Source organism: Sinisalibacter aestuarii (assembly GCF_027923545.1).
In the GTDB taxonomy this organism is placed as follows: Bacteria; Pseudomonadota; Alphaproteobacteria; order Rhodobacterales; family Rhodobacteraceae; genus Sinisalibacter; species Sinisalibacter aestuarii.
Genome location: NZ_BROH01000001.1, coordinates 938,398 through 951,327 on the forward strand (window position 1 = coordinate 938,398; position 12,930 = coordinate 951,327).

Below are 12,930 nucleotides of genomic sequence, written 5' to 3' on the forward strand. Positions count from 1 at the left end.
TTCCAATAGGAGGAGAAACCATGGAACTGAAGAAACTGAAAAACTCGACCGCCACGACGATGGCCGGTCTCCTGATCGGCCTGAGCGCGACCGCTGCGGTGGCGCAGGATACGCCATCCTGGTGCGGGCCGAACGAAGCGTCCATCGCGTTCCTGGACGGTTTCGGCGGCAACAGCTGGCGTCAGATCACCACGGCCTCCGCGCAAGAGGAAGCCGAGAAGTGCCCCAGCGTGACCGACTATTTTTACGCGGACGGTCAGGGCGACACCCAGAAAGCCATCTCTGACATCAACTCCATGGCCGCGCGCGGCGTGAACGCCATCGTGGTTTATGGGGACGCTGGTCCGGCCATCTTGCCGGCGCTCACGAACGCCTACAAAAATGGCGCTGTTGTTGTGCCTTACCGCGTCGATGTTGGCGGTGAAGAAGGCGTCAACTACAGCAAGTATATCGGTGGCGACGTCGAAAGCGATGGCCGTGACTGGGGCACCTTCATCAAGGAACAATTCCCTGATGGCGCCAATATCGACTTCCTGAGCGGACCGGCGGGCAACAGTTTCGGCCTGGCGCTGCTGGACGGTCTGAAGCAGGTTCTGGGTGACGATGAGCGCTATGTCTTCCTGAACCCCGAGCCGTATCACGTCACCAACTGGGATCCGGCTCAGACTCAGCAAGTCCTGACCGCCGAAGTTGCCAAGCATGGTGCCGATATCGACATCATCCTGTCGGACTTCGGAGCCTCGCTGATCGGCGGCTTGGCCGCGTTCGGAAACAGCGGCCTTTCGATCCCGGCCATTGCGACCCAGGACGCCAACATTCTCGGCTGCTTCTGGCACGACAACCAGGAGAACAACCCGGACTTCAAGCTGCTGACCACCGCATCGGGGAACGACCATGGCCGTCTTGCGGTTCAGTGGGCCGTCGCCATGGCGACCGGTGGTACGCCGCCTGAATCCGACAGCTATGCCGGCGGTGTGATGGAGAACTCCGTCACCGGCGAACCGAGCGCGGTTCAGTGCCGCCCCGACCTGCCGGGCGACATCTATCTCAATGCTGAAATGGCGCCCGAAAAGCAGGCCGAGGTCATCGGCCAGTAAGCCGATACCTGTCTGACACCGCCGCGGCCCCGGCCACGCCTGGCATTGGGGCCGCGGCTCATCACCAGCTGCAGATTTCTACCGACAAGGATGACCAACGTGTCTTTCGAAACAAGCGCTGCCTTGGCGCATCCGCGCGAACCTGCTGCAAGCGAGGGCCGGGTCACGATCAGCCTGACCAATATTTCGAAGCTCTATTCGGGCATCGCGGCACTGTCGGATGTTTCCGTGAGCTTCAATGCCGGTGAGGTCCATGCCGTGCTCGGTGAGAACGGCGCCGGCAAGTCGACCCTGATGAGCATCATCTCCGGGGTCAACCAGCCCAACACGGGCACGATTGAATTCGAGGGGCGCAATGTCTCGCCGCTGATGCCCGATACATCCGCCGAGCTCGGGATCGCGATTTCCTACCAGCACCCGGCGATCCTGGATGACCTGTCGGTTCTGGAAAACCTGCAGGTCTCCCTGCCGAAACCGGTCTTTGCCGGACGGCCCGCGCGCGAGGTCGCGCAAGAGATACTCGATATCGTGGGTCTGGAGATCCCGCTGCGGACCCGTGCCGCTTCGCTGACCGTCGGCCAGAAGCAGATGCTGGAGATCGGCAAGGCGCTGGCGACGAAGCCGAAGGTTCTGATCCTGGACGAACCGACCGCTGCACTCGACAAGGACGCGACGGAGATCCTGTTCCGGCAGGTGCGGAAAGTCGCGGCGGAGGGCACGGCCGTCATCTACATCACCCACCGTCTGGCGGAGATCCGGCAGATCGCCCAAAGGGTGACCGTCCTGCGGGACGGCAAGGTTGGCGGTGGCGGTCTGGTGTCGGAGCTGTCCGACGAGGCGGTTCTGAACATGATCGTCGGGCGAAAGCTCGAATCCGCGTTTCCGCCGAAATTGGCGGAAGCCGGCGGGAAGGAAGTTCTGACCGTCCGGAACCTCAGCGGAAACAACTTCAAGGATGTGAGCTTCGAGGCGCGCTCAGGTGAGATCATCGGCGTCGCTGGGGTCGCCGGGAACGGTCAGTCGGAGTTCATGCGCGCGCTTGCGGGCCTCGACAGGTCGACCGGCGAAGTGCGGCTCGACGGCAACGCGCTGTCCCACCGGCAACTGATCCACCATGCCGCATTCATGCCGGCTGATCGCCTGACCGAAGGCATCTCGGCGACGTTCAGCGTGCGGGAGAATGCGGCGCTGGGCGCGTTGTCGAGCTTCGCCACCGCGGGTGTCGTCAGCCGCAAGAAGGAAATGGAGGAGGTCACGCGGACCTTCGAGTCGCTCGCGGTCAAGACGCCCGGCATGGAAGCCAGGATCAAGGCGCTGTCCGGCGGCAACCAGCAAAAGGTGGTTCTGGCGCGTGCGCTTCTCGAACAGCCTCGGCTGCTCGTGGCAGACGAACCGACGCAGGGCGTCGATGTCGGCGCGCGGTTCGAGATGTACCGGATCCTTCGCGAGATCAGCAGCGGCGGCAAGCCGGTCATCGTCAATTCGTCCGACGCTTCCGAGCTTGAGGGCCTGTGCGACAAGGTTATCGTCTTCTCGCTCGGGCGTGTTGTCGCCACCCTTACCGGAGACGATGTCACCGAGGCGAAGATCGTCGCAGCGGCCGTCAACGCTCACCATCACATCGTCGCCGACGATACGGAAGACGAGCGGCGCAGCGGCAAATCCGGCGGCGCCTGGCGCCATTTCGTGCAGACAGACAATGCCCCGGCCTTGCCGCTGCTGATCGTGCTGATCGGCCTTGCGCTGGTGGGCTACAGCTCGAACCCGAATTTCCTGTCGCCGTTCAACCTTTACAACATGCTGATGCTGGCGACCGCCCTGTGTTTCATCTCGATCGGACAAACGATCGTGCTGATGCTTCGCGGGGTGGATCTGTCGGTCGGGCCACTGGCGGGGTTCCTGGTGGTCGTCGCTTCGTTCTTCGTCAATGACGGGCAGACGGCGGGGACCATCGCCCTTGGCTTCCTCCTGATGCTGGCCGGGGCGCTGGCCGTGGGCACGGTCAACGGCGTGCTGATCAGATACGGAAAATTCACCCCGATCGCGGCGACCCTCGCCATGTATATGGGGCTTCAGGGGCTCAGCTTCCTGCTGCGCGAAGGGCCGGGCGGCTACATCAGTTTCTCGGTCACGTCGGTCCTGTCGGCCCAGCTTGGTCCGGTCCCCTACGCCTTCCTGTTTCTCGTCCTGTGTGTCGTGGCGAGCGAGCTCGTGCTGAGGAAGACGCGCTTTGGCTGGCAGTTGCGGGCCATCGGGTCGGGCGAGGAATCCGCGCGGCGGATCGGCATCCACAACGACCGGGTCGCGATCATAGGCTACGTCGTCTGTGCCCTGTTCGTCGGAGTGGGGGCGCTCATGCTGATGGCGCAGATCGGCGTCGGCGACCCGCAGCAGGGCACGAGCTACACGCTGTCGAGCATCACCGCAGTGGTCCTTGGCGGCACGAGCCTCGCTGGCGGGCGCGGATCTTTCGTCGGCACCGCCATCGGCGCCCTGCTTCTGACCGAAGTCCTCGCGGTGATCTCGTTCCTCGGCCTGGCGCAGATGCACCAGTACCTGTTCCAGGGCCTGCTGATCGTCGTGGCCGCCGTCATCTACTCGACCGTGCGCGGGCGCGCATCCTCATGAAGTATTTCACGCGGATAGGCGCAGCCATGAACAGAAGACAACCAACAGAACCCAAGAAAGTCACTTCAAGGAGTAAAACATGAGCGATAGCATTCTCTTCAAACCGGCGAAGATCGGCGCATGGGACGTGAACAACCGGGTCGTCATGGCCCCGATGTCGCGCTTCCGTGCCGATGCGAAAACCTGGGTGCCTGCCGACTATGCCGCCGAGTATTACGGTCAGCGCAATACCTGCGGCATTCTCATCACCGAGGCCACGCAGATGTCGCCCGATGCCGTGGGTTACCCCCGGTCGCCGGGCATCTACTCCGACGAGCAGACTGCCGTGTGGAAGAAGATCGTCTCCGCGATCCATGAAGGCGGTGCGAAGGCCGTTGTCCAGCTTTGGCATACGGGCCGTATCTCGCATCCTGAAAACCGCCCCGAAAAGGACGTTCCGTTCGCGCCGTCGGCGGTTGCGCCACAAAACATGCAGATGATCACCGATGAGCATGGCATGGTCGATTTCGAGACGCCGCGCGAAATGACCCAGGACGACATCGACTACGTGGTCGAGAGTTTCGCCAAGGCTTCGGCCAACGCCAAGGCCGCGGGCTTTGACGGCGTCGAGATCCACGCCGCGAACGGCTACCTGATCGACCAGTTCTGCGCGTCCAACACCAACCTGCGCACCGACGGCTACGGCGGTACGGTCGAAAACCGGATGCGGTTCCTGCGCGAGGTGATCGAGTCCGTTGCGACTGTCTACGATAAGGGCAATATCGGCGTCCGCTTCTCGCCCTACGGCACCTTCGACGACATCCACGAGGAAGACCCGGTTGGCATGTTCGAAGCCCAGTTGAAGACCGCCGAGGCAACCGGCATCGGTTACGTCCACGTGATCCGTCCCGAAGTGACGGGTGACAACGACACCGCCGAGCCGTTCGAACACGCGGATATCATCGGCCTGACCCGCAAACATTACTCCGGTGTCGTGATCGCCGCCGGCCAGTATACCAGCGAATCCGCGACGGCCGAGATCAGCGAAGGCCGCGCCGACCTGGTTGCCTTTGGCCGCCCGTTCGTCGCCAACCCGGACCTGATCAAGCGCATGCAGAACGGCACGCCGCTCGCGGAACTGAACCGCGACACGCTCTATATCCCCGGCAAGGTTGGCTACATCGACTATCCGGCCGCCTGATCGACACGGGAAACAGCCTGGGCTGTTTCCCGACCATTCATCTACCCCAGAGGAGGACAAAATGACTCTCGAAGAACGCATCCAGCGTCTGGAAGACATCCAGGCCATCGAACGCCTCACCTACGATTACGCCGCCTATTGCGACGACAATTACAATCCCGACGGCATTGCCAGCCTGTTTACCGAGGACGGGAGCTGGATCGTCGACGGCGAAGGTGGCACCAACCACGGGCGCGCCGAGATCAAGGCGCACTTCACCGAGCTTTCGAAGCATATCTCGTGGGCGATCCACAATGTTCTCAACACGCGCACGGATCTGTCCGACGACGGGAAAACGGCGACAACCTATTCCTACCTGCTGTGCCTGTGCACGATCGGCGAAGACGCCGTGATCCTGACGCTGAACTACACGAACAAATTCGCCAAGCAGGCTGATGGCTCGTGGCTGTTCACCGAGCTGAGTGGCAGCACGCACCAGGTGTCGAACTGGGATCAGGGCTGGGTCAAGCAGCAGTTCCGCTGAGATCCGGTCGCGAAGGTCGCTTTGCCGGCCTGCACTTGCGCCGCCGGGCCACCTGTCCGGCGGCGATTTCGTTTTCGAACAATCGCCGGCCCACACCGATGCCTCGACCGGGGAGAACCAGGATGATCAGCCGCTTCGGCCTGCTCAAGCGCAGCCACGAGATGTCACTCGAAGACTTCAACCGGCACTGGCAGGAGGTCCATGGCCCGCTGGCATCGGCAATGCCTGGCTTGCGGGAGTATTTCCAGCACGCGGTCATCGCGCGGGGCGACCATGCCATTCGCGGGCCCTGGGAGCTGGACGGTATGTCCGAACTGAAATTCGATGATCTCGAAAGCATGTCCGCGTCGGTCGCGGCCAGCGAGAACAAGGCCGCGCTTGCGGACCTGCCCGGGTTCCTGTCGGAGCTGAACCTTGTCGTGTGCGAAAAGCACGAGGTCATTGCGCCCGGTGATATCGGGGAGGGCGCCGTCAAGCAAATGTCTCTGATCCGGCGAAGGCCCGGCCTGAGCGACGAGGCGTTCCGCCATGAATGGCTGGAGGTCCATGCGAAGATCGTTCGCCAATGGCCAAACGTACTGGGCTACAGCCAGAACCTGGTCATCGACCGCTACAAGGACCGCGACCCGCAAAGCGTCAGCCAGGAAGAGCTTCCTGTCGACGGCATCGTCGAGATCTGGTTCGCGAGCGGAGAGAAACGCGCCGAAGCGTATCGGAGCCAGATCGTGCTCGACACCATGGCCCATGCCCGTGAATTCCTGAGCGAGATTACCCCGTTCCTTGTGACCACGCGCCGGATCGTCTGAGGCGACCCGCCTCAGCTCAGCGGGACCTCGACCTCTCTGGCTGATGATCGCCGCTGCGGCAACAGGCGCCGCTATTGCCCAACTCTAATACGCGGGTATGTAACCCAGCTCCGCCGATAATTTTTGGGTTGCGCCGAGAAGCGCGGGAACGAATTCGCTCTCCGCCCGGTCGAGAAGATAGAAGTCCTGGCCGATGATCGTGATCGCCATGACCATCTGATCCGAATGGTCGAAAACCGGCGCGGAGAAGGCTGAAATGCCAGGTATCGGGGGGTTTTCGACCGTCGCGTAGCCGGATTCGCGGATCTGCTCGATTTCGGCACGAGAGAGAAAGCGATGTGTGCCGACACGTCCGGTACCTGCCTTCTCGCGTTTTTCGAGGCTCATCGCCCGCTTGACCGTCGCCGATGGCAGGAAGGCGCTGAACACGCGGCCACTTGCGGTGCCGGTCAGCGAATAGACGGTGCCGGGCCGGGTGTTCATGTTCAACTGGCTGCCGCTCTCCTTGACCAGCGTCACGGTCGGTCCGAACGATCCCCATACGACGATCGCCACATGTAGCCCGGTCCGGGATGAAAGTTCCGAGATCGTTTCGCTGGCCATCGCAAACGGGTCGATCGTCTGCATGTTGGCGAGCCCGAGTTCCAGAGCCATAGGACCAAGGCGATACCGCCCGGTCTCGGCATCCTGTTCGACCAGTTCGATGTTCTTGTAGCTCACCAGATAGGCATGGGCCTGCGCCGGCGCAAAGCCGGCCACCTGCGCGAGATCCTTGAGCATCATCGGCTCGGATTCATCGGCGAGCGCCGTCAGCAGGCGGGCACCCATCTCGATGGACTGCACGCCTCGGCTCGATGCCTTTGCCTTCGCGTTCGGTTTTACAGCCGCCTGATTCATGAATGTTCCACCGTGTTGATGTCGGCGCCCTCGGCCGGCTCCGTCGCTTTGTGCTGCCCGGCTGAAAGCTTCCGGGTCACCGAAAGCAGGCGCGTCACGGCGATCGAGTCCTCGGCAACCGAGGTTTCGTCGCTGCGCCCGATAAGGGCAGCAACGAACACGAGCTTGCCATGGGCATCGAATATGGGGGCCGCGGCAGCGCTGATGCCGGGAATGGGGCGATCGACGGCCGTTGCATAACCGCGCGCGCGCGTGATCTTGAGCACCTCGTCGAGATCCTCACGGGTCACGAAACTGCCGATGCCACGGCTCCGGCTTGAGCGATCGAGACCTTTGGCAATCTGCTCTTCCATCGTCGGGAACGATCCGCACGCGGCGAACACATGCCCCGTGGCCGTGCCGGTTACGGAATAGACCGTGCCTTGCCGGATGTTCAGGGATGGCAGAGAAACCGATGCATTGACGCTGACGATGGTGGGCCCGAGGTTGCCCCAGACGGCGATCAGGGAAATGACACCCAGCTCGTCGGTCAGGGCCTTGAGTTCCGCCAGGGCGGCAGAGGCGAGGGGAGAGCTCTTGATCCAGCCGATCCCGAGCCGCAAGGCGAATGGTCCGGTCCTGTAATGGCCGGTCATATGATCCTGGTGGACCAGGCCGACATTCTTCAGACTTGTCAGGTATGCGTGGCACTGCGCCGGGACGAGGTCCGCCGCGATCGCGAGTTCCTTGAGCATCATGGGCTTGTTGGCCTTCGTAAGAGCCCGGAGAATGCGCCCGCTTACCTGGACAGATTGAATGCCTCGCGCACGCTGTGACATCGAGCCGGTTTCTCCTGTATTTCGATCCGCATCTGACGAGAGCCAATGGCGGCCTGCGACTTTTTCTTTGTTTGATCATACTGGCCGGGCGGAGTCTTTGGCAACAAAGTTTCTTATACATAGGCAAACACATAGGCATAAACACCGGTCAATTGATGGCCGGATGACCCGCCGTGACGCCGGAAACTCGACATTGAACGAAGATACCTTATAGGCTTCGGGATCGACCATGCAAATTGCCCGTACACCAAGGCAGTGCCAAAAAAAAATGCACCCTGCCGAATTGGGAAAGACCGGAATTCAGGTCGAATCGGGGCGGTCGGCCGGCGCAATCCGATATCCGGCCGAGTTTTGGGGCGCTGGGGGCGCGCTGCCAGGGAGATGTTCTGTATTGACTAATCAATTCGTCTATGGGAAACCTTCAGCAAGAGGGGAGACGACTCGCCGCTCTCGGGCGCGCGCTGTCGGGTAAAACCGTTCTGTTGGGACATGCTTTGGGAGGATAACATGGCAGATTATGTCATCATTGGGGCGGGGTCTGGCGGCGCAGTTCTCATCAACCGCCTGAGTCGGGATCCGAACGTCAAGATCGAGGTGATCGAGGCGGGCGGCTGGGATACCAGCCCCTGGATTCACATGCCGATGGGGTATTTCCGGCTGATGCAGACCCTGCAGCTCGACTGGGGGTACTACACCGTTCCGCAGAAGCACGTGAACAACCGTGTCATGTTCGTCCCGCGCGCGAAGAGCATCGGCGGCTGCACCACGGTCAACGGCATGATCTATACCCGCGGCCACCGCACCGACTACGACAACTGGGCCCAGATGGGGAACAAGGGCTGGGACTACGACAGCATCCTGCCGTATTTCCGCCGGGCCGAGAACTGGGGCGGCGGCGGTGACGAGGACGTTCACGGCTATGACGGCCCGTTGGCGACCACCCGCAACGAAATCGTCGCCGAGCCCTGCGTGGCCTACCGCGACGCATGCCTTCAGATGGGCATTCCCTATAACGAGGATCTCAACGGCGGCGAACAGTACGGCGTGGGTCCGTGCGATGGCACCGTTCGCGACGGTGTCCGTTCGAGCGTTTCGCGCTGCTACATCAAGCCGATCAAGAAGCGCAACAACCTGACGTTCCACACGAATGCGATGGCTTCCCGCATCCTGATCAAGGGCGGCCGCGCCGTTGGCGTCGAATTCATCCAGAACCGTCAGAAGAAGACCGTCTATGCCGACAAGGAAGTGATCCTTTGCGGCGGCACCTTCAATTCGCCGCACCTGCTTCAGATTTCCGGTATCGGCGATCCCGAGCATCTGTCGCGCATCGGCGTCCACGTGGTGCACGAACTGCCGGGCGTTGGCCGGAACCTTCAGGACCACGTGGCGACCTCGGTCAAGCAGTCGCTCACAAAGCCGGTTTCGCTGCTCAACCAGACCAAGCCCTACGCCGCGGCGCTGGCGCTGCTGCAATACTACACCACGGGCAAGGGGCCGGTCGCCGGCCACGGCGTCGAGGTCATGTCCTTCCTCAAGACCCGCGAGGATATCGAGGTGCCGGACCTTCAGACGCACTTCAACAACATCATGTATACCGACCACGGCCGCCAGATCATCAATGTCGAAGGCTGCATGCCGTATTTCAACATCTCGCGGCCCCAAAGCCGCGGGACGGTCATGGCGAAATCGTCCGATCCGTTCCAGCTTCCCGAGCTGGATCCGAACTACCTCTCGGTGCCGGACGACCTGCGAGTCCTGCGCGACGGTCTGCGCCTCCATCGCGAGATTCTGTCACAGTCCGCGTTCGACGAGATCCGTGGCGCGGAATACGCGCCCGGCATCGACAAGCAGAGCGACGCCGAGCTGGACGAGTACATCAAGAACGACTGCAACAGCGTCTACCACCCGGTCGGCACCTGCAAGATGGGGTCGGACACGATGGCGGTGGTCGACGATGAGCTGCGGGTTCACGGCATTGCCGGGCTGCGCGTGGTCGATGCGTCGGTGATGCCCAACCTCACCAGCGGAAACACCAACGCACCGACCATCATGATCGCTGAAAAGGCAGCGGACATGATCCGGGCGGCCGGTTGAGGCCGAATGCATTTGCGGAGACGGAATCCGGCTGCCGGATTTCAGGGAGAAAATCCCATGCCATTGGCCGAGGCGGGGATATCACAGAAGGCCGTTGGAGGAAAAACATGAACTGCATTAACATGAAAGTTGGCGCGGCGATCAGTGCCGGTTCCATCGTGCTTGCGTCGGCAATCGCCACGACCGCCAGCGCGCAGGACTTCACGTTCGTCAACGATCACGGCGACATCACCCAGTTCTGCGGCACCGATCCGGTCCGTGTTGCGCTGATCGACGGCTACGGCGGCAACTCCTGGCGCAAGACGGCATTCGCCGAGCTTCAGGACGAAGCCTCCAAGTGCGAGAATATCACCGATGTCGTCTATGCGGACGCCGGTGGCGACGCCCAGGCCTACAATGCCCAGATCAACGGTTTCGTCGCCCAGGGCTACGAGGTGATCATCACCTTCACCGATTTCGGCGATGCCGCCATTCCCGCCTATCGCGCCGCCACCCAGGCCGGCGTGACGATGGTGCCGTACTTCTCGGATCTCGGCGGTACGATCGGCGTTGACTACGTCGCCAACCCTTATGAAGACGCCTATGCTGCGGGCCAGATCTTCGGCGAGTGGGTGGGCAATACCCTCGAGGGCGAAGGCACCACCGTGTTCCTCGGCGGCCTGCCGGGTTCGGCGTCGTCCATGACCTTCCTGGATGGTTACAAGGATGGCCTGAGCGCCTTCCCGGGTGTTCAGCTGCTGGACGACAACTTCATCGTGACGAACTGGAACCCGGCGGATGCGCAGCGCGCCGTTGCCGGCCTGATCGCCCAGTATGACCAGATCGACGCGATCGGATCCGACTACGGCGTGACCAGCCTTGCTGCCGTGAAGGCGTTCGAAGCGGCCGGGATGCCGGTCCCGGCGATGGCCTTCATCGCGACCAACAACGAGTATAGCTGCAAGTGGATGGACGCCAAGGATGCCGGTAACGCCTGGCCTCAGCTGGCCCTGTCCGGCACCACCGCGGATGTCCGTTTCGCCCTGCGCGCAGCTATGGCCGACCGGGCCGGCATGGAAAACCCGGAGCCTCGCGCGATGGTCGCGTTCCCCTTCGCCAACAGCGAAGAAGGCGTTGACCCGCTCTGCGATCCGTCCCTGCCGCCGGACGCCGACCTGGCGTCATCGCTGACGGCGGAGCAGTTGAGTGAGCTGTTCGCCCAATAGGCTGGTCCTGCCTTAAGGCGACGCTTTGCCCCTGACCGCCCTCACTCCCGGCGGTCAGGGGACATAAAGACAAGGGCCGGGTCGACGGGCCAATGACGTCGGCAATCGCTTTCGGCTTCATCTGAACGGAGCCTGCGGAAGAAGCGCGTTCGGGGCCGTTTTCGTCAGGCCTGCACGCGCCCTGCTCGATCGCGGAGCAGCGAACCGAATGTCATAATCCCGGCGCGTGGCGATCCATGCCGCCGGCCTCGAATGCAACAGATCCACGGCAACCGCAGTTGTCAACGCCGAACGCAGACCACTTAGACAACGGAGAGCAAGCATGTCACTCGAGACTTATGGAACGATGGCGGTCGATTGGGAGAACCGTATCAACTTCGATCGGTTGCGCAAGGAGCGCCTGGCGAAGATCAAGGAGAAGCTCGAAGCTTCCGAAATGGGCGCCATCCTGTGCTTCGACATGACCAATGTCCGCTACATCACCGGAACGCATATCGGCACCTGGGCGCAGGACAAGGTCTCGCGCTGGACGCTGCTGCCGCGCGGCGCTGAGCCGATCCTGTGGGATTTCGGGTCGGCAGCCAAGCACCACGCGCTGCATTGCGACTGGATGGGGGGCGATGAACGGTCCCGCGCCGGTATTCCGCTGCTGCGCGGAGCCATGACGCCGAACATGCGCCGTGCCGAGGAAACCGCCGACAAGATCGTGCGGGAACTCGAAAAGCACGGCCTCAAGAACGAGCCGCTCGGCATCGACCTCGTCGAACCGCCGATCCTGTTCGCGCTGCAGGAACGCGGCGTCAAGGTCGTCGATTGCCAGTGGCTGCTGCAGGACGCGCGGGTCATCAAGACCCGTGACGAGATCAGCCTGCTGACCCATGCCTCCTCGATGGTGGATTCCGTCTACGAGGAAATCTACCGCGCGATCCGCCCCGGTGTCCGCGAGAACGAGCTTGTCGGGCTTGCCTCGAATTTCCTCTACAACAACGGCTCCGAATACGTCGAGGGCGTGAATGCGATCTCGGGCGAGCGCTGCTCTCCGCACCCGCACGTGTTCTCGGATCGCGCGCTGCGCCCGGGCGATCCGGCCTATTTCGACATTCTTCACTCCTACATGGGGTATCGGACCTGCTATTACCGGACCTTCGCGGTCGGCAGTGCCAGCCGCGAAATGCAGGATGCGTACAAGCGCTGCCGCGACTACCTCGACCAGGCGATTGCGATGATCAAGCCGGGCGTTACCACCGGCGAGGTTGCGCAGGTCTGGCCCAAGGCAGAGGAGTTCGGCTTCCCGAACGAAGAAGCCGCCTTCGGCCTGCAATACGGTCACGGCATCGGCCTTGGCATCTGGGAACGCCCGGTGATCAGCCGCCTCGTCTCGATTGATCACCCCGAGGTGATCCAGGAGGGCATGGTGTTCGCGCTGGAAACCTTCTGGCCGGCCAAGGGCAGCCACCACGCCGCGCGCATCGAGGAAGAGATGGTCGTGACGAAGGACGGCGTCGAGGTGATCTCGAAATTCCCGGCCGAAGAGCTGCTGGTCTGCGGCCGCCAGTACTGGTCCGGACACGATCTGCTGCCGGGCATCCGCCACAGCGAGTCGCATTACAACAACCACCGCGTTTTCCCGCAGGCCGATAAGACGACGCAACCGCGCTTCGGCAACACCTGGGACGACTGAA

10 protein-coding genes are annotated in these 12,930 nt (G+C 62.3%); 8 read left to right on the forward strand and 2 right to left on the reverse strand.

Annotated features, from left to right (window positions below):
- Positions 1–20 precede the first annotated feature (20 nt).
- The 5 genes from QMG28_RS04755 (at position 21) to QMG28_RS04775 (ending at position 6,234) form a co-directional block, all read left to right on the forward strand.
- Positions 21–1,097: a substrate-binding domain-containing protein gene (locus QMG28_RS04755; RefSeq protein ID WP_281841004.1), complete on the forward strand. Its 1,077-nt coding sequence runs from the start codon at positions 21–23 to the stop codon at positions 1,095–1,097.
- 123 nt (positions 1,098–1,220) lie between these two features.
- Positions 1,221–3,725, forward strand: a complete 2,505-nt coding sequence (locus QMG28_RS04760) for an ATP-binding cassette domain-containing protein (RefSeq protein ID WP_281841005.1) — start codon at positions 1,221–1,223, stop codon at positions 3,723–3,725.
- A 79-nt stretch (positions 3,726–3,804) separates the two neighbouring features.
- Positions 3,805–4,905: an alkene reductase gene (locus QMG28_RS04765; RefSeq protein WP_281841006.1), complete on the forward strand. Its 1,101-nt coding sequence runs from the start codon at positions 3,805–3,807 to the stop codon at positions 4,903–4,905.
- Positions 4,906–4,966: 61 nt separating this feature from the next.
- A complete protein-coding gene (locus QMG28_RS04770) occupies positions 4,967–5,428 on the forward strand; it encodes a nuclear transport factor 2 family protein (protein ID WP_281841007.1) in 462 nt (153 codons plus the stop codon).
- 122 nt (positions 5,429–5,550) lie between these two features.
- Positions 5,551–6,234, forward strand: coding sequence for an EthD domain-containing protein (locus QMG28_RS04775; protein WP_281841008.1), 684 nt, complete (start codon positions 5,551–5,553; stop codon positions 6,232–6,234).
- A gap of 84 nt (positions 6,235–6,318) precedes the next feature.
- Here QMG28_RS04775 and QMG28_RS04780 read toward each other — a convergent pair whose 3' ends face one another.
- Positions 6,319–7,131, reverse strand: a complete 813-nt coding sequence (locus QMG28_RS04780; RefSeq protein ID WP_281841009.1) for an IclR family transcriptional regulator — start codon at positions 7,129–7,131, stop codon at positions 6,319–6,321.
- A complete protein-coding gene (locus tag QMG28_RS04785) occupies positions 7,128–7,949 on the reverse strand; it encodes an IclR family transcriptional regulator (protein ID WP_281841010.1) in 822 nt (273 codons plus the stop codon). Before QMG28_RS04785 ends, QMG28_RS04780 begins: the two co-directional genes overlap by 4 nt.
- A 507-nt stretch (positions 7,950–8,456) precedes the next feature.
- Between QMG28_RS04785 and QMG28_RS04790 the strand changes: the two genes are divergently transcribed.
- From QMG28_RS04790 to QMG28_RS04800, 3 genes are all read left to right on the forward strand, one after another.
- Positions 8,457–10,043: a GMC family oxidoreductase gene (locus tag QMG28_RS04790; protein ID WP_281841011.1), complete on the forward strand. Its 1,587-nt coding sequence runs from the start codon at positions 8,457–8,459 to the stop codon at positions 10,041–10,043.
- Positions 10,044–10,150: 107 nt separating this feature from the next.
- Entirely contained in the window at positions 10,151–11,248 is a 1,098-nt protein-coding gene (locus QMG28_RS04795; protein ID WP_281841012.1) for a substrate-binding domain-containing protein, read from the forward strand.
- Between the two features lie 322 nt (positions 11,249–11,570).
- Complete coding sequence (locus QMG28_RS04800) at positions 11,571–12,929, forward strand: M24 family metallopeptidase (RefSeq protein WP_281841013.1); 1,359 nt, start codon at positions 11,571–11,573, stop codon at positions 12,927–12,929.
- Position 12,930 lies beyond the last annotated feature (1 nt).

Coding starts and splice junctions, on each gene's coding strand:
- QMG28_RS04795 (WP_281841012.1), top strand. CDS start 10,151: ATGAACTGCATTAACATGAAAGTTGGCGCGGCGATCAGTGCCGGTTCC.
- QMG28_RS04770 (WP_281841007.1), top strand. CDS start 4,967: ATGACTCTCGAAGAACGCATCCAGCGTCTGGAAGACATCCAGGCCATC.
- QMG28_RS04775 (WP_281841008.1), top strand. CDS start 5,551: ATGATCAGCCGCTTCGGCCTGCTCAAGCGCAGCCACGAGATGTCACTC.
- QMG28_RS04800 (WP_281841013.1), top strand. CDS start 11,571: ATGTCACTCGAGACTTATGGAACGATGGCGGTCGATTGGGAGAACCGT.
- QMG28_RS04765 (WP_281841006.1), top strand. CDS start 3,805: ATGAGCGATAGCATTCTCTTCAAACCGGCGAAGATCGGCGCATGGGAC.
- QMG28_RS04755 (WP_281841004.1), top strand. CDS start 21: ATGGAACTGAAGAAACTGAAAAACTCGACCGCCACGACGATGGCCGGT.
- QMG28_RS04785 (WP_281841010.1), bottom strand. CDS start 7,949: ATGTCACAGCGTGCGCGAGGCATTCAATCTGTCCAGGTAAGCGGGCGC.
- QMG28_RS04780 (WP_281841009.1), bottom strand. CDS start 7,131: ATGAATCAGGCGGCTGTAAAACCGAACGCGAAGGCAAAGGCATCGAGC.
- QMG28_RS04790 (WP_281841011.1), top strand. CDS start 8,457: ATGGCAGATTATGTCATCATTGGGGCGGGGTCTGGCGGCGCAGTTCTC.